Genomic DNA, 16,633 nt, shown 5'->3' on the forward strand with positions numbered 1-16,633 from the left:
GACGGAGTCGATCAGCGGAAGTTGCGGCCGTCGGGAAAGTCCACTTTGACCGCCGGGCTGCCCGCATCCGGGCCAGGCCGCGCCGGGGCCAGCACCTCCGGCGGGCGTGCAGGATGGCGCTTCTGGCGGCTGCGCAGCGCGGCGACGACCTTGGCGTTGGGCGGCCGCCGCGGCTCGTCGGCCCGCGCCATCGCCCCATCGAAGCCCGTCATATCGAAGCCGGGCTTTTCGAAGCCGGGCATGTCGACCGTCCGCGGCGCCGTCTCCTCCGCCGGCGGCGGTGCCGGACCGTCCAGCTCCGCCAGCCAGGCCAGGCGGTCGGAGAGGTCCTGCAGCTGGTCCGCGATGACGTGGATCACCAGCCCCTCGCGCTGCAGCCTGCCCCGCACCAGCAGCAGCCGGGCGCCCATCACGTCGCGGCGGAAGCGTTCGAACATGGCGGGCCAGATCACCACGTTCGCCACCCCGGTCTCGTCCTCCAGGGTGGCGAAGATCACCCCGCTGGCGGTGCCCGGCCGCTGCCGCACCAGCACCAGGCCGGCCACCGCGACGCGGGATTCGTCCTTCGCCTGCGCCAGCCAGGACGCGGGCCTCAGGTCGGGAATGCTGCCGCCCGCGCCGCCCAGCACCGGCCGCAGAAGCTGCATCGGATGCGCCTTCAGCGACAGCCGCAGCTGCGCATAGTCGTGCAGCACATGTTCGCCCAGCGCCATCGGCGGCAGCGCCACCTCCGGCTCCGCGCCGCCGTCCAGCGCCGGGCGGTTGCTGCCGCGGCCGCCGATGGCCGCCCGCTCCGCCGCCTCGGCATGGGCGAACAGCGGCAGCGGGCCTTCGCGCAGCGCCGCCGCCTGCCATTCCGCGCGGCGGCGGTCCAGGCCGACGGAGCGGAAGGCATCCGCCGCGGCCAGCCCCTGCAGCACCTGCGCCCCCAGCCCGCTGCGGCGGTGCAGGTCCGCCATGTCGCGGAACGGGCCGTCCCGGCGGGCGGCGATCAGGCGGGCGATGTCGATCTCCCGCGCGCCCTTCACCTGGCGGAAGCCGAGCCGCAGGGCGGCACCGTCCGCCGGCAGCGGCCCCCCGCCTTTTCCCGGCCCCCTTGAGCTGCCGAGCGGTTCCAGGGTGCAGTCCCAGCCGCTGTGGTTCACGTCGACGGGGCGCACCTGCACGCCATGGTCGCGGGCGTCGCGCACCAGCTGCGCCGGGGCGTAGAAGCCCATCGGCTGGGCGTTCAGGATCGCGCAGGCGAAGACCGCCGGATAGTGCCGTTTCAGCCAGGCGGAGACATAGACCAGCAGCGCGAAGCTGGCGGCATGGCTTTCCGGGAAGCCGTATTCGCCGAAGCCCTCGATCTGCTGGAAGCAGCGTTCGGCGAAGTCGCGCTCATAGCCCCGCGCCACCATCCCCTCCACCAGCTTGCGCTGGAATTCGTGGATCGTGCCGACCTTGCGGAAGGTCGCCATGGCGCGGCGCAGCCGGTCGGCTTCCGACGGGGTGAAGCCGGCGGCGACGATGGCGATCTTCATCGCCTGCTCCTGGAACAGCGGCACGCCAAGGGTCTTGCCCAGCACCGCCTCCAGCGCCTTGGAGGGATAGGTCACCCGTTCCTCGCCATGGCGGCGGCGCAGATAGGGATGCACCATGTCGCCCTGGATCGGCCCCGGGCGGACGATCGCCACCTCGATCACCAGGTCGTAGAAGTTGCGCGGCTTCAGCCGCGGCAGCATGGTCATCTGCGCCCGGCTTTCCACCTGGAAGACGCCGATGGAATCCGCCCGGCAGAGCATGTCGTAGACCCGCGGGTCGTCGGGCGGCAGGCTCGCCAGGTCCAGCCGGCGGCCGTGATGGGCGGCGATCAGGTCGAAGGCCTTGGCGATGCAGGTCAGCATGCCCAGCGCCAGCACGTCGATCTTCAGCATGCCGACCGCGTCCAGGTCGTCCTTGTCCCATTCGATGACGGTGCGGTCCTCCATCGCCGCATTCTCGATCGGCACCATCTCCGACAGCGGGCCGGCGGTGATGACGAAGCCGCCGACATGCTGCGACAGGTGGCGGGGAAAGCCGGTCAGGTCCTGCGCCAGCCGGATCGCGGTGGCGAGCAGCGGGTCCGACGGGTCCAGCCCGCCCTGGCGAATGTGATCCTCCTCCACCCCCTCGCGGCCGAAGCCCCAGACGGTGCGCGCCAGCACGCCGACGGCGTCCTGCGACAGGCCCAGCGCCTTGCCCACGTCGCGGATCGCGCTGCGGCCGCGATAGCAGATCACCGTCGCCGCCAGGGCGGCACGGTCGCGGCCGTACTTGTCGTAGATGTACTGGATCACCTCCTCGCGGCGCTCATGCTCGAAATCGACGTCGATGTCCGGCGGCTCGTTGCGCTCGGCAGAGACGAAGCGCTCGAACAGCAGGTCCACCGCATCCGGGTCGACCGCGGTGATGCCCAGGCAGTAGCAGACCGCGGAATTGGCCGCCGAGCCGCGGCCCTGGCAGAGGATTCCGCGCGACCGCGCGAAGCGCACGATGTCGTGCACGGTCAGGAAATAGGGGGCGTAGTTCAGGCTGCCGATCAAGGTCAGTTCGTGCGCCAGCACCCGGCGGATCTTCTGCGGCACGCCGTCGGGATAGCGCGCCCGCGCGCCCTCCCAGGTCAGCCGCTGCAGCGCCGCCTGCGGCGGCTCGCCCGCCGGCCCCGCCTCGCGCGGATATTCGTAGGCCAGTTCGTCCAGGGAGAAGCGGCAGCTTTCCGCCACCGCGCAGGTGCGCGCCACGGCCTCCGGATGGCGGCGGAACAGGGCCGCCATCTCCGCCGCCGGCTTCAGGTGGCGTTCGGCATTGGCGAACAGCCGGCGGCCGGCCGTGGCCAGGGTGCAGCCCTCGCGGATGCAGGTCAGCACGTCCTGCAGCGGCCGCCGGCCTGGGCTGTGGTAGTGCACGTCGTTGCCGGCGACCAGGTCCAGGCCGCTGTCGGTTGCCCATGCGGCGGCGCGCGCCAGCCGCCGGGCATCGTCGCCGCGATACAGGTTGTGCGCCAGCAGCCAGGCGGTGTCGCCGCAGGCGGCCTTCACCGCCTGCAGGTGGCGGCGCAGCGCCTCCTCCGCCATCTCCGTCCCGCCCCCGTCCGTCCCGTCCCCGTCCGCCCCACCTTCTTCGGGCAGCAAAGCGAGCACCGCCTGGCCCGCGGCATGGTCCAGGAAGTCGGCGAAGGACAGGTCGCAGGCGCCCTTCTCCGCCCGGCGCTTGCCCAGGGTCAGCAGGCGGCAGAGCCGGGCATAGGCCGCCCGGTCGGTGGGCAGGCAGAGCAGGTCCGGCGCGTCGCGGAAGACCAGCCGCGCGCCGGGCAGGAAGCGGATGCCGTGGCTCTTCGCCGCCGCGTGGGCACGCACCACCCCGGCCAGGCTGTTGCGGTCGGTCAGCGCGATGGCGCGATGGCCGAGCGCGGCCGCGGCGACGACCAGTTCCTCCGGATGGGAGGCGCCGCGCAGGAAGCTGAAATTGCTGGTGACCTGCAGCTCTGCATAGGCGGGCGCGACGATCTCAGGTGCAGAGGCCATGCAGGAACCAGCCTTCATCCGTCCCCTGCGCCCCACTCCCCTGCGCCCCACTCCCCTGCGCCGTGCCCCCCTGCGCATGACAGAGGCGGAACAGCCAGAAGCGCCGCCCCTCCGCATCCTCCACCCGGTAATAGTCGCGGGCCGGCGGCAGCGGCGCCTCGGTCACGCTCAGCGCCTGCCACCAGGGCGGGGCGATGCGCTCCGGCCCTTCCGCGGCCACCACCCGGTGCAGCACCCGCCGCCAGCGGAAGAGGAGTGGCGGCGCATCCCCGGCGGCGACGGCCTCCACCGCCACCGGCTCCGGCCGCGGCAGCAGGCTGACCGGCCGCGGCGGCGCGGCCGGGTCCCACCTCCCTGCCCCGCTGCCCGCCGGGCTGCGGCTGCCCGCCGCCTCCAGCGCCGGCAGGTATCGTTCCGCCAGTTCCGGCAGATGCGCCTCCACCGCCAGCAGGCAGCGCACCTGCGCCGCGCCGAGCCGCACCGTCAGCCGGTCCAGGAGCGGCGCCAGTGCGGCCTCGAAGCCATGCGCCCGCCCCTGCGGGGCGGTATGGTCGCCCCCCCCAGCCGGAACCGACCCGGCCGGGGCCGGCCCGCCCGAAACCGGCCCCTCCGGTACGGGTTCCGGGGGCGCCAGCACCGCCGCCGGCGCGCCGGCCTGTTCCGCCGGCAGCCATTCGGTGACCGGCGCCGACAGGATCATCACGTCGATGCCGAAGCCGGGCGCCGCCTCCCCCAGCCGCTCCGCGAACAGCCGCATCAGATGGCCGGGGTCGCGGACCGGGCGGGCGGTGCCGATCTGCAGGTCCTGGCTGTCGCCGTCGCTGCGATAGAGGGTCAAGGTGAGCCGGCGGGCACCGCGGCCGTCGCGTTCCAGCCGGGCACAGAGCGCCTGCAGCAGGCGCAGGCAGCCGGCATCCAGGTCGCCGCGCAGGGCCACCGGTTCCGGGAAGGTCAGCCGCACCCGCCAGTCCGGCACCGGCATGGCGGGGGAGAGCGGCCGCTCCGCCCGCGCCAGGGCGGCATCCAGCCGCTCCAGCAGGTCGGCGCCGAAGCGCCGCGCCAGGCTGGCCCGCGGCAGGCCGATCAGGTCGCCGATGCGGCGCAGGCCGACCCGGTTCAGCGCCTCCAGCCGCGCCGGCTCCAGCCGCAGCGCCGCCAGCGGCAGCGGCCGCAGCGGCGCCTCCCGCTCCCCCGGCGGGGCGATCAGGATGCCCTCCTCCTCCGGCATCTCGGCCGCATCCCCGCCATCCCGCTCCCCAGCGGCGAACCGGGCCAGCGCCCAGGCGGCGGCGGCGCTGTCGGCGATCGCCAGGCGCACCACCAGGCCGCGCGCGCGCAGCCGCCCGGCCAGGTCGCAGGCCATCGCCGCCTCGCCGCCGAACAGGTGGGCGCAGCCGCTGATGTCCATGCGCACCCCGTCCGCCCCGTCCGCCGCCACCCAGGGGCTGTAGCGGCCGCACCAGCGCACCAGCCGCTGCAGCGCCGCATCGTCGGCGGCGCGGTCGGCCTCCCGGCAGCGCAGCTCCGGCAGCAGGGCGCGGGCATCCGCCGCGCTCATCCCGGGCCGCAGCCCCAGCGCGGCGGCGCGGCGGTCCACGGCGAACAGCCGCACCCCGCCCTGCACGCTCTCCGTCAGGGCCCAGGCGGCGGATGATGTGCTGTCGCCGCCGCCATCGCCACCACCATCCCCGGTCGGCGACAGGCGGTCGGTGGGCCAGTAGGGCAGCCAGAGGGCAAGGAAGCGCTTCATGACGGGACCTCCAGAGCGGCAGGCAGAACGGCAGGCAGAACGGCCGGAATGCGAAAACGGGAACATAATAGGAACATTTTGCCCGGCAGCACAAGCGGAACCGGTTCGCCCTGCGAACCGTTCTCTTTCCGCCCTAGCGAACCGGCAACCCGGTGCGGGCAGATGCAGCGGCAAGGAGAGGCGCAGCGGAGCGAGAATGATCGAGCGAGAGAACGGCGTCGGCGCGGAAACCGTGACCGGCACGAAGAGTGACGCCGGCAACGGCGAAGCCCATACGGGGATCGCGGGCCTCGACGGGATCATGTGCGGGGGGCTGTCCCGCGGCAGCATGTTCCTGGTCGAGGGCGAGCCCGGTGCCGGCAAGACGACGGTGGCGCTGCAGTTCCTGCTGGAAGGCGCGCGGCGCGGCGAGCGCGGCCTCTACATCACCCTGTCGGAGACGGAACGGGAACTCCGCCAGGGCGCCGCCACGCATGGCTGGACCCTGGGCGAGGGGATCGAGATCTTCGAGCTGATCCCGCCGGAGAGCCTGCTCGACGAGGACCAGCAGCAGAGCCTGCTCTATTCCTCCGACCTGGAGCTGGGCGAGACCACGAAGCAGATCTTCGGCGCCGTGGAGCGGGTGAAGCCCCGCCGGGTGGTGCTGGACAGCCTGTCGGAAATCCGCCTGCTGGCACAGAGCTCGCTGCGCTACCGGCGCCAGATCCTGGCCATCAAGCACTACTTCACCCGCCATGACAGCACGGTGATGCTGCTCGACGACCTGACGGCGGAGGCCGCGGACAAGACCGTGCACAGCGTCACCCAGGGCGTGATCCGGCTGGAGGAGATGGCGCCCGACTACGGCGCCGAACGGCGCCGGGTGCGGATCCTGAAGTATCGCGGCCGCAAGTATCGCGGCGGCTATCACGACTTCACCATCACCACCGGCGGGATCAACGTCTTTCCCCGACTGGTCGCCGCAGAGTATCGGGGCGGCCGGCGGCGCGGCCGCATCACCTCCGGCATCGCCGCGCTCGACGCCCTGCTGGGCGGCGGGCTGGAGGGCGGCTCCAGCACCCTGGTCCTCGGCCCGGCCGGCACCGGCAAGACCCTGATCTCGCTGACCTTCGCGCTGGCCGCAATCGCCCGCGGCGAGAAGGCGGCGATGTTCGTCTTCGACGAGGAGCTGGGCCTGCTGATCGACCGGATGCAGGGCATGGGCATCGACCTGCAGGCCCTGCAGCGCGACGGGACCCTGTTCCTCGACCAGGTCGATGCCGCCGAGCTGTCGCCGGGCGAGTTCGCGCACCGGGTCCGCAGCGCCGTCGACGCGCGGGACATCAAGACCGTGGTGATCGACAGCCTGAACGGCTACCAGGCGGCGATGCCGGCGGAGAATGCCCTGATCCTCCACATGCACGAGTTGCTGCAATACCTGAACCGGCAGGGGGCGGCGACCTTCATGACCGTCGCGCAGCACGGCCTGGTGGGCGACATGGCCGCCCCGGTCGACATCACCTACATGGCGGATTCCGTCATCCTGCTCCGCTATTTCGAGGCGGCGGGGAAGGTCCGGCGCGCGATCTCGGTGATCAAGAAGCGCTCCGGCACGCACGAGACGGCGATCCGCGAGTTCCGCATCGACCCTGGCGGCCTGTCGGTGGGGGAACCGCTGCACAGCTTCCAGGGCGTCCTGCGCGGCGTGCCGACCTATGCCGGGACGGAAACGCCGCTGCTCACGGATCCCGGCGCGTGAGCGCGGCCGATCCGCTGTCCGAGCGGGTGCTGATCCTGGCACCGCAGGGCCGGGACGCGCAGATCGCGGCGATGATCCTGCACGAGGCCGGCTTCAGCGCCGATATCCGTTCCACCCTGGCCGAGCTGTCGCAGGAACTGGAGAAGGGCGCCGGCCTGGCGATCGTGACCGACGAGGCGGTGCGCCATGCCGACCTGCGGCCGCTGGCGGCTTTCCTGGCCGGGCAGCCGTCCTGGTCGGACCTGCCGGTCGTCCTGCTCACCCATCGCGGCGGCGGCCTGGAGCGCAACCCGGCGGCGGCGCGCCTGGCGGAGGTGCTGGGCAATGTCACCTTCCTGGAGCGCCCCTTCCATCCCACCACCCTGGCCAGCGTGGTCCGCACCGCGCTGCGCGGCCGCCGCCGCCAGTACCAGGCGCGCAGCCAGCTGGAAGCCCTGCAGGAGGGCGAGCAGCGGCTGCAGACCGCCCTCTGGGCCGGCCATCTGGGTTCCTGGATGCTCGACCTGAAGGGCGGCGCCTTCTGGACTTCCGAGACCTGCCGCGCCCATTTCGGCCGCGCCCCGGAAGAGGAACTGGATTTCGCCGCCTTCCGCGGCGCCGCCCATCCGCAGGACCGGGCGCGCCTGCGCGCCGCCTTCGCCGCCAGCCAGCGCAGCGGCAGCGACCTGGCCATCGAATATCGCATTCTCTGGCCCGACGGCAGCACCCACTGGGTCGACCTGCGGGCCCGTGCGGTGCGCAGCGCGGACCAGAGGGTCGCGCAGTTCGTCGGCGTCTCGTCGGACATCAGCTTCCGGAAGCGCGCGGAGCTTGAGCGCGAGCGCCTGCTGGAGGCGCTTGCCGCGGAACGGGCCGCATTGTCGGACCTGACCGCCACTCTGGAGGAGCGGGTGCGGCAGCGCAGCGGCGAGCTGATGGCGGAGGTCGCGGCGAAGGAGAAGGCGCAGGAACAGCTGGTGCAGGCGCAGAAGATGGAGAGCATCGGCCAGCTGACCGGCGGCGTCGCGCACGATTTCAACAACCTGCTCACCGCCGTGATCAGCAACCTGGAACTGCTGGGCAAGCGGCTGCCGGACGATGCGCGGGCGCAGCGCCTGATCGACGGCGCGATGCAGGGCGCAAGGCGCGGCGCGGCGCTGACGCAGAGAATGCTGGCCTTCGCCCGGCAACAGGACCTGCGGACCACCTCCGCCGACCTCGCCGAGCTGCTGGAAGGCATGCGCGACATGCTGAAGCGCACCCTGGGACCGCAGGTGGCGCTGCAGATCGACGTCGCGGAGGGTCTGCCGCCGGCCCGGGTCGACGCCAACCAGGTCGAGCTGGCGATCCTGAACCTGGCGATCAACGCCCGCGACGCGATGCCCGAGCGCGGCCGGATCGCCATCGCCGTCGACCGGCGCGCGCACGAGCCCGGCAAGGGGCTGCCCGACCGCGACTATCTCTGCGTGACCGTCACCGACGACGGGGCGGGCATGGATGCCGCCACCCTGGCCCGCGCGGTCGAACCGTTCTTCTCCACCAAGCCGACCGGAAAGGGTACCGGCCTGGGCCTGTCCATGGTGCATGGCCTGGCGGTGCAGCTGGGCGGGCTGCTGGAGCTGTCCAGCGAGGTCGGGCGCGGCACCACCGCGACCCTCTGGCTGCCCGTGGCCACCGAACCCGTGGTCCTGCCGGCAGCGCCGGCGCCCGCCCCGGCCTCCCGCCAGGCGGTCGCCCGGATCCTGGTGGTCGACGACGATCCGCTGATCGCCATGAGCACGGTCGACATGCTGGAGGATCTGGGCCACCAGGTGATCGAGGCGGAGTCCGCCACCCGCGCGCTGGAGATCCTCGAGGCCGGGGCACAGGTCGACATGATCATGACCGACCATGCGATGCCCGGCATGACCGGCATGGAACTGGCGGAGGTCGTCCACCGCAGCCATCCGCTTCTGCCGATCCTGCTCGCCACCGGCTATGCCGATGCCCTGACCGACGCCGAGGCCGACCTGCCGCGCCTGTCGAAGCCCTACCAGCAGTCCGAACTGGCGGCGGAGATCGACCGGCTCCTGAACCCGCCGGCACAGGCAGAGCGCTGACACCGGGTCGAGGTCCCGACAAACCTGATATCCTGGCGCCGGCCGGGCCGAGGTGACGGACATGGGGGAGCAGGCAATGGCACCGATCGATGTCGATGCGGACGCACTGGAGGCGATGGCGGGCGGCGACCCGGACGAACCGGTGGTCATGCTCAACCTGCTGCGCTACCGGGAGACCGCGCAACCGGGCCACGGGGTAGACGGCCTGAGCGGCCGCCAGGCCTACGAGGTCTACGGCCGACGGTTCGCGTGCCTGCATCCGCGTTTCGGCGGCGAGCCGGTCTGGATGGGCCGGCCCAGCCGGTCCCTCATCGGTGGCGAGGCCTGGGACCTGGTCATCCTCGTCCGCTATCCGACCAGGCGGCAGTTCGTCGAGATGCTCAACGACCCGGACTACCAGGCGATCGCGCCGATCCGCGCCGCGGCCCTGGCGGACAGCCGCCTGATCGAGACGAGGCAGCTGCTGCCGCACAGCTGAGCGGCGTCTGGTATCGGTGTCGGGATCGTCATCCGGGGCCGGGCCCGGGTGCATCGGGCGGGGAGCGCGGGACATGAATCGCGATGCGTATGTGGCAGCCAACAGGGCCGCCTGGGACGCCACTGCGCCGCAGCACCTGGAGGCGGCGCGCTGGCAGGAGCTGAGCGAGGGCTTTTCGCGGCCCGGTTTCACCTGCCTGGACCCCGTGCTTGCCGGTCTGGTGGAACGGAGCGGTGGGGTGGCCGGGCGGGATATCGCGCATCTGTGCTGCAACAATGCCTGCGAGCTTCTGTCGCTGCGGAACATGGGCGCCGCGCGCTGCACCGGCTTCGACCAGTCGGCGGCCTTCCTCGGCCAGGGCCGGGAGCTGGCCCGCATTGCCGGACAGGAGGTCGAACTGGTGGCCGGCGATGTCTATGCCCTGCCCAGCGCCTATGACGGGGCCTACGACATCGTCCTGGTGACCTGCGGCGCGCTGGGCTGGATGCCGGACCTGCCGGCCTTCGCGCGCACCGCCGCCCGGCTGCTGCGGCCCGGCGGCGCCCTGCTGGTGGCGGAGCAGCATCCGGTGCTGGACATGTTCCTGCCGGACGCCGACAGGCCGTTCGAAATCGCCGATCCGTATTTCGCGGATCGGCCCTATGCCGGCGAAGCGGCGATCGTCTATGACGGCGCGGCGCCGGCAAAGGTGCCGGTGAACTACTGGTTCACCCACCCGCTGTCCGCGGTGGTCACCGCCGCCCTCGATGCCGGCCTGCGGCTGGAGAGCCTGCAGGAATACCCGATCAACATCTCCTCGGCGCAGTTCGCCATTTACGAGAGCCCGAACGGCGCCAACATGCCGCTGAGCTATGCCATGACGGCCCGTAAGGCGCCCCAAAAGGCGGCTTAGGCAGCCGCTACCGCGCGGCCCGCAGGCTCTCGATATAGGCGCGCAGGTCGCGGATCTCCTGGCGGGTCAGGCTCATGTCCGGCATCGGCGGATGCGGGTCGGCCAGGAAGGCGTCCAGCCAGTCCAGCCCCTGCCCCTTGCCGGCGATCTGATCGAAGGTCGGGCCGACATCGCCGCCGCTGGCCTGCGCCCCGCGCACCACATGGCAGGCCGCGCACCAGCGCATCGCGATGCCGCGGCCGATATCGGAATCGCCGGGCTGCAGTTGCTGGGCCGCGGCCGGCGCCGACGCGGCGCCCAGCAGGACGCCCGCAGCGAAGACGGCAGCGGACAGGACCGCGGCCGGTCCCTGGCAGCGGAGCCGCAGTTCGATCATCCTCCCTCTCCTTCCGTGCGCAGGCTCAGGACATAGGCGACGACATCGCGCAATGCCCCGCGGTCCAGCATGATGTTGGGCATCGTCGGATGCGACGAGGTCATCCAGGCATAGAGCGCCATCTCCGTCATGCCGGGGGCATCGGCGACCGCCTGGAACGGCGGTGCCTCCACCATCGGGGCGTCCATTTCCCCCGGCGCCACGGCATGGCAGGACGCGCAGACATCGCGCGCGATGGCGGCCCCGGCCACGGGGTCGCCCTGCGCGTCCTGCGCGACGGCGGGACCGGACATAACGGCCGCGGCGGCACAGGCGAGGGCTGCGCGGCGGATCGGGCTTCGCGGAAAGCGCATGCTCACCTCCCGGATCGAACCTTTATGACCGGGATCGTAGCAGCGCCGCCCCAGGTTCAACCAGACCGCGCCAGGCAGAGAGCGGGCGGCGTAGCGCCGCAGCTCGATGACTGGCGGATATGGCGGGTCAGGCGGCCTGTCGCCAGGCGATGAATATCCCGTCCAGCACCGTTGCCGGCGCCACCGGCGGGTTCCGCGCCGCGATCGCGATGCCGGCCAGGCCCGGCGGCCCCTGCTCCGCGTTGGGGGCCAGGCGGGCCAGCTGCGCCGGCGTGGCGACGACCAGGGCCTGACCGCCGCAGCCGACCTCGACCCCGTCCTCGACCGCACGCACCACGCCGCCGGTGAGGACCGCCAGTGCGGCGGCATCCTCCGCCGGCTGCGCCGAGCGCAGATAGACCGCCTCCAGCGCCACGGCGCCGTTGGCATGGGTCTGGAACCGCTCCTTCCAGAAATGCTGCGGCGCCTTGTGCTGGCACAGGAAGAAGATGCTGCCGGGAAAGCCCGGCAGGGTCGCGAAGCCCAGGCTGAAGCCGACCAACGCCTGACTGCCGTCCGGCAGGGTCGTCTGGCGCTCGAACGCGAACGGAGCGAAGGTCCGCACCCCGCGTGCCGCCAGCGCCTCCAGGTCGGCGTGGGCATCGGCGGTGGTCAACGCCAGCATGGACAGGCCCGGCCCGTCCTGCAGGACGTCGCGGTTATGCGCGCCGAAGCTGAAGCGCGGCGGCACCTCCTCCGGCCCATGCGGGGCGACCGTCGCCGGCCGGTCGACCTCCAGCAATTCCAGGAACACCCGGTTGGCGAACTGCACCAGCCGGTTGGCGGTGCCCATATGGTCGGGATGACTGGCGCGCGGCGTCAGGGTGAAGCCGAGCCCCTCCCACGCCGCCGCCGCTTCATCCAGGTTGCGCACTGCGAGCACCGGATGGTCGATCGAACGCTGGCCGGACATTGCGCTTCCTCCCCTAACCCAAACCGCGCAGGTGCCGGATCGGCCGGCCGGGCGACAGGCCCTGTGCCGCCGCCAGGATCGCCTGGGCGTCAATGCCGTGGTGGCGGTAGAGCTCGGCGATGGTGCCGGTCTGGCCGAAATGCTCCACCCCCAGCGCGCGGGTGCGATGGCCCTGCACGGCGCCCAGCCAGCCCAGGGTGGCGGGATGGCCGTCCAGCACGGTAACCAGGCCGCAATGGGCCGGCGCCTCCGCCAGCAGCCGCTCCACATGCGACCGGGCATGCACCAGGCCGCGTTCGCGGGCGCGGGCCGCCGCGGTCCAGCCGGCGTTCAGCCGGTCGGCCGAGGTCACCGCCAGCAGGCCGACATCGCGGCGGTCCTCCGCCATCAGCCCGGTGGCCGCGATTGCCTCCGGCGCCACCGCGCCGGTGAAGGCGACGATGGCCTCGGCATTCGGGCCGGGCCGGCGGAGCCAGTAGGCGCCGTCGACGATGTCGCGCGCCAGGTCGGGCGTCATCTCGCGCCGGATCTGCTCCACCGGCCGGGTGGAGAGCCGCAGGTAGACCGAACCCCCGGTCTCGTCGCGCAGCCAGGTGCGTTCCGCCGGCTGGCCCTCGCCGTCGCGCTGCAGATAGTCGAAGGCGAAGCGCAGGATCACCGCCAGCTCGTCGACGAAGGCGGGTTCGAACGCCGCCAGCCCGTCCTGTGCCATGCCGATCAGCGGCGTGCCGATCGACTGGTGGGCGCCGCCCTCCGGCGCCAGGGTGACGCCGGACGGGGTCGCCACCAGCAGGAAGCGGGCATCCTGGTAGCAGGCATAGTTCAGCGCATCCAGGCCGCGGGCGATGAACGGGTCGTAGAGGGTGCCGACCGGCAGGACCCGCGCCCCGAACAGGGAATGCGACAGGCCAGCCGCGGCCAGGGTCAGGAACAGGTTCATCTCCGCGATGCCCAGTTCCAGGTGCTGGCCCTTCGGCCCGGCCGCCCATTTCTGCGCCGAGGCGATGCGTTCCTCGCGGAACAGGTCGGCCATCGCCTGGCGCGCGAACAGGCCGCGGCGGTTCACCCAGGGGCCCAGGTTGGTGGAGACGGTGACGTCGGGCGAGGTGGTGAGGATCGCGTCGGCCAGCGGCCCGCCGGACTTCGCCAGGTTGTCCAGGATCTTGCCGAAGCCGAACTGGGTGGAGGTCACCGCCGGCACGTCGGCCGGCAGGGTGTCGGGCACCGGCACCGCCGGCGCGGCATGGCGGCGGGTGCCCTCGGCATTGAACGGCACGCCGTCGAGGAAATCGCGCAGCTCGCCCGCCGGCAGGTCCAGCCCCTCGAACGGCTCCCATTCATGCCCTTCCCGCACCTTCATCGCCTGGCGGAAGGCGGACATCTGGTCCGGGGTCATCAGGCCGGCATGATTGTCCTTGTGCCCGGCCAGAGGCAGGCCGTAGCCCTTCACCGTATAGGCCAGGAAGCAGACCGGCCGGTCGGTCGGCGCGCTCTCGAAGGCGTCGACCAGGCTCTCCAGGTCGTGGCCGGCCAGGTTGGTCATCAGGGCGGCCAGCTGGTCGTCGGAGCGGCGCTCCAGCAGCGCGGTGACATCGCCCTGGTCGCCGATCTCGTCCATCAGCCGCTTCCGCCAGGCGGCGCCGCCCTGGAAGGTCAGCGCGGAGTAGAGCTGGTTCGGGCAGCGGTCGATCCAGTCGCGAAGCGCGTCGCCGCCGGGCTCGGCGAAGGCCGCCTCCAGCAGGCGGCCGTATTTCAGCACACGGACCTCCCAGTCCATCGCGGTGAACAGGGCGGAGATGCGGTCGTACAGCCCCTCGCGCACCACCGCGTCCAGGCTCTGGCGGTTATAGTCGATCACCCACCAGCAGTTCCGCAGGCCGTGCTTCCAGCCCTCCAGCAGGCATTCGAAGATATTGCCCTCGTCCAGCTCCGCATCGCCGACGAGCGCGATCATCCGCCCCTCCGGCCGGTCGAGCCGGCCATGGGCGGCCAGATAGTCCTGCACCAGGCTGGCGAACACAGTCACGCCGGCGCCCAGGCCGACGGAGCCGGTGGAGAAGTCGACATCGTCGCCGTCCTTGGTGCGCGACGGATAGGACTGCGCGCCGCCGAAGCCGCGGAACGCTTCCATCTTCGCGCGATCCTGATGGCCCAACAGGTACTGGATGGCATGGAAGACCGGGCTGGCATGGGGCTTCACCGCGACCCGGTCCTGTGGCCGCAGCACGGCGAAATAGAGCGCCGTCATGATCGTCGCCAGGGAGGCGGAGGAAGCCTGGTGGCCACCCACCTTCAGCCCGTCGCCGGTGTCGCGCAGATGGTTGGCGTTGTGGATCATCCAGGTCGCCAGCCACAGCACCTTGCGCTGCAGCGCCGCCAGCCGGCGGCTTTCGCCTGCGTCCAGGCTCATCGCCCACTCCCGTTTCCGTGCTTTCAAGCTGCCCACCCAGGGGCCCGCATGATGATGGCGCCGTTACCGGCGTAGTCCAGACTTGGCGCTCACGCGCTGGCCGGCCTGCGCCGCAGCAGGAAGGCGGCACCGTACAGCACGGCCACCAGGGCGGCACCGATCAGGTCGGTGTTGTGCTCCGGGATCAGCAGGGTGACGGAGGCGGCGAGCGCCAGCACCGCCAGCGGCCAGGAGATCCGCCCGACGCCGTAGAGCCAGCGCTCCACCCCGGCGGAGAACAGCCAGACGGAGGCGAGGGCCGTGCCGCAGGCCAGCACCACCTCCGCCACCGTGCCATGCAGGATCAGGGCCGGGTTCAGCACGAACAGGAAGGGCAGGAAGAACAGCACCAGGCCGAATCGCACCGCCACCACGCCGGTCGCCACCGGGCTGGAGCCGGCGATGCCGGCCGCGGCCACGGCCGCCAGCGCCACCGGCGGGGTGATGAAGGACAGCATGCCCCAGTAGAGGATGAACAGGTGGCTGGCCATCGGGTTCAGCCCCGCCTCCTCCAGCGGCGGCCCCAGGATGATCGCCAGGAAGATGTAGCAGGCGCTGGCGGTCATCCCCATGCCCAGGATGAAGCTGGTCAGCGCGCCCAGCAGCAGCAGCAGGACGATGCTCTGCCCGGCATATTGCAGCAGCTCGCGGCTGAAGGCGGTGCCGACCCCGGTGATCGACAGCGCGCCGATGATCAGGCCGATGCCGGCCAGCAGCACCACCAGCTGCGCGATGTTGCGGCCGCCGGCGAAGAACAGGCCGCCCAGCTGCCGCAGCATCGCGACGGGCCCCTCCTTCAGCAGGGTCGTCGCCGCGCCGACCGCGACCACCAGGGCGGTGGCGACGAAGGGGGCCAGCCCCTCCATCCGCTCCGCGACGATCAGCCAGATCAGCACCACGAAGCTGGCCAGGAAGCTCCACCCGCCCAGCAGGATGCGCCAGACCGACGGCACCTCCTCCTTCGGCAAGGTGGCGAGGCCGGCGCGCGCGGCATAGGCGTCGGCCTGGAACAGCAAAGCGGCATAGAACAGGACCGCCGGCGCGGCGGCGGCCAGCATCACCTCCGCATAGGACACGTTCAGGAAGTTGGCCATGATGAAGGCGACCACCCCCATCACCGGCGGCATCAGCGCGCCGCCGGTGGAGGCGCAGGCCTCGATCGCGCCGGCATAGCGGGCGGGATAGCCGCAGCGCTTCATGGTCGGGATCGTCATCGCGCCGGTGGAGATCACGTTGGAGATCACCGAGCCCGACAGCGAGCCGAAGAAGCCCGAGGACAGGATCGCCACCTTCGCCGGGCCGCCGCGATAGCGGCCCATCAGGGCGGTGGCCAGGTTCATGAAGAAGGCGCCGCCGCCGAACTGGGTCAGCGCCACGCCGAACAGCAGGAAGCCGATCAGTAGCTCCGTCACCACCCGCATCGGGATGCCGATGATGCTCTCGCTGCCCAGCGCATGGGCGCGGACCAGTTCCTCCGGCGTGAACTGGAAGCCGAAGAAGACGCCGGGCATGGACCCGGCATAGAGCGGATAGGTGGCGAAGAACAGGCAGATCAGGAACAGCGACAGGCCGCCGGCGCGGCGCAGCCCCTCCAGGGACAGCACCACCAGAACCGCCGCCACCAGGGTCGGCAAAGCCGGCGCCTGCAGGTCCCAGCCGCGGGTGATGATCTCTTCCGCGTTCAGGGCCAGCCAGACACCGACGGCCAGCGACAGGACGCTCAGGACGATGTCGTACCAGGGCAGCCGGTACCGGTCGGCGGCGCGCGCCGGCAGCATCAGGAAGGCGATCGGGAAAAAGGCCGCCGCAATCCAGTAGTAGTAGCCGGTGGAGATCGGCCTGAAGCCGAAGGCGCCCAGGTTCATCACCTGGTTCAGCGCCATGGCGAGGCCGATGCCGCAGAGCAGGCCGACGATGAGGCGCACGACGGGGCCGCCGCGGGCGGGCGCGTCGGCGGCGGGCGGCTGGTCCTGATCGGTCTGGGTCATGTTCGACGGGGGCATGGTCGGAGCCGCCCTGCCC

General features: G+C 71.9%; 11 protein-coding genes. 4 read left to right on the forward strand and 7 right to left on the reverse strand.

The window, feature by feature from the left end; genetic code table 11:
* Positions 1–11: 11 nt before the first annotated feature.
* On the reverse strand, positions 12–3,545 hold the full coding sequence (locus ACFOGJ_RS26440; RefSeq protein WP_379906268.1) for an error-prone DNA polymerase: 3,534 nt from the start codon (positions 3,543–3,545) through the stop codon (positions 12–14).
* Positions 3,529–5,295: a Y-family DNA polymerase gene (locus ACFOGJ_RS26445; RefSeq protein WP_379906269.1), complete on the reverse strand. Its 1,767-nt coding sequence runs from the start codon at positions 5,293–5,295 to the stop codon at positions 3,529–3,531. The genes ACFOGJ_RS26440 and ACFOGJ_RS26445 overlap by 17 nt, the downstream gene beginning before the upstream one ends.
* 196 nt (positions 5,296–5,491) lie before the next feature.
* On the opposite strand from ACFOGJ_RS26445, the gene ACFOGJ_RS26450 reads away from it, so the two are divergent.
* From ACFOGJ_RS26450 to ACFOGJ_RS26465, 4 genes are all read left to right on the forward strand, one after another.
* Entirely contained in the window at positions 5,492–7,033 is a 1,542-nt protein-coding gene (locus ACFOGJ_RS26450) for an ATPase domain-containing protein (protein ID WP_379906270.1), read from the forward strand.
* On the forward strand, positions 7,030–9,111 hold the full coding sequence (locus ACFOGJ_RS26455; protein ID WP_379906271.1) for an ATP-binding protein: 2,082 nt from the start codon (positions 7,030–7,032) through the stop codon (positions 9,109–9,111). Before ACFOGJ_RS26450 ends, ACFOGJ_RS26455 begins: the two co-directional genes overlap by 4 nt.
* Before the next feature lie 76 nt (positions 9,112–9,187).
* On the forward strand, positions 9,188–9,589 hold the full coding sequence (locus tag ACFOGJ_RS26460) for a DUF1330 domain-containing protein (protein WP_379906272.1): 402 nt from the start codon (positions 9,188–9,190) through the stop codon (positions 9,587–9,589).
* Positions 9,590–9,662: 73 nt separating this feature from the next.
* Positions 9,663–10,481 carry a class I SAM-dependent methyltransferase gene (locus ACFOGJ_RS26465; protein WP_379906273.1) on the forward strand — a complete coding sequence of 273 codons (819 nt, stop codon included), beginning with the start codon at positions 9,663–9,665 and terminating at the stop codon, positions 10,479–10,481.
* Positions 10,482–10,488: 7 nt separating this feature from the next.
* Here the strand turns inward: ACFOGJ_RS26465 and ACFOGJ_RS26470 are convergent, their stop codons facing one another.
* The 5 genes from ACFOGJ_RS26470 to ACFOGJ_RS26490 all read right to left on the reverse strand — a co-directional run bounded on the left by ACFOGJ_RS26470 (position 10,489) and on the right by ACFOGJ_RS26490 (position 16,614).
* Positions 10,489–10,857: a c-type cytochrome gene (locus ACFOGJ_RS26470; protein WP_379906274.1), complete on the reverse strand. Its 369-nt coding sequence runs from the start codon at positions 10,855–10,857 to the stop codon at positions 10,489–10,491.
* On the reverse strand, positions 10,854–11,210 hold the full coding sequence (locus ACFOGJ_RS26475) for a hypothetical protein (RefSeq protein WP_379906275.1): 357 nt from the start codon (positions 11,208–11,210) through the stop codon (positions 10,854–10,856). Before ACFOGJ_RS26475 ends, ACFOGJ_RS26470 begins: the two co-directional genes overlap by 4 nt.
* Before the next feature lie 127 nt (positions 11,211–11,337).
* Complete coding sequence (locus tag ACFOGJ_RS26480; protein ID WP_379906276.1) at positions 11,338–12,162, reverse strand: VOC family protein; 825 nt, start codon at positions 12,160–12,162, stop codon at positions 11,338–11,340.
* Positions 12,163–12,175: 13 nt separating this feature from the next.
* Positions 12,176–14,572 carry a transketolase gene (locus ACFOGJ_RS26485; RefSeq protein WP_379906277.1) on the reverse strand — a complete coding sequence of 799 codons (2,397 nt, stop codon included), beginning with the start codon at positions 14,570–14,572 and terminating at the stop codon, positions 12,176–12,178.
* A gap of 89 nt (positions 14,573–14,661) precedes the next feature.
* Positions 14,662–16,614: a TRAP transporter permease gene (locus ACFOGJ_RS26490; protein WP_379906278.1), complete on the reverse strand. Its 1,953-nt coding sequence runs from the start codon at positions 16,612–16,614 to the stop codon at positions 14,662–14,664.
* Positions 16,615–16,633: the final 19 nt, after the last annotated feature.

Origin of the sequence: Marinibaculum pumilum, from assembly GCF_042646425.1 — a bacterium.
In the GTDB taxonomy this organism is placed as follows: domain Bacteria; phylum Pseudomonadota; class Alphaproteobacteria; order Ferrovibrionales; family Ferrovibrionaceae; genus Marinibaculum; species Marinibaculum pumilum.

Coding starts and splice junctions, on each gene's coding strand:
- ACFOGJ_RS26475 (WP_379906275.1), bottom strand. CDS start 11,210: ATGCGCTTTCCGCGAAGCCCGATCCGCCGCGCAGCCCTCGCCTGTGCC.
- ACFOGJ_RS26440 (WP_379906268.1), bottom strand. CDS start 3,545: ATGGCCTCTGCACCTGAGATCGTCGCGCCCGCCTATGCAGAGCTGCAG.
- ACFOGJ_RS26470 (WP_379906274.1), bottom strand. CDS start 10,857: ATGATCGAACTGCGGCTCCGCTGCCAGGGACCGGCCGCGGTCCTGTCC.
- ACFOGJ_RS26465 (WP_379906273.1), top strand. CDS start 9,663: ATGAATCGCGATGCGTATGTGGCAGCCAACAGGGCCGCCTGGGACGCC.
- ACFOGJ_RS26485 (WP_379906277.1), bottom strand. CDS start 14,572: ATGAGCCTGGACGCAGGCGAAAGCCGCCGGCTGGCGGCGCTGCAGCGC.
- ACFOGJ_RS26445 (WP_379906269.1), bottom strand. CDS start 5,295: ATGAAGCGCTTCCTTGCCCTCTGGCTGCCCTACTGGCCCACCGACCGC.
- ACFOGJ_RS26450 (WP_379906270.1), top strand. CDS start 5,492: ATGATCGAGCGAGAGAACGGCGTCGGCGCGGAAACCGTGACCGGCACG.
- ACFOGJ_RS26480 (WP_379906276.1), bottom strand. CDS start 12,162: ATGTCCGGCCAGCGTTCGATCGACCATCCGGTGCTCGCAGTGCGCAAC.
- ACFOGJ_RS26490 (WP_379906278.1), bottom strand. CDS start 16,614: ATGCCCCCGTCGAACATGACCCAGACCGATCAGGACCAGCCGCCCGCC.
- ACFOGJ_RS26460 (WP_379906272.1), top strand. CDS start 9,188: ATGGCACCGATCGATGTCGATGCGGACGCACTGGAGGCGATGGCGGGC.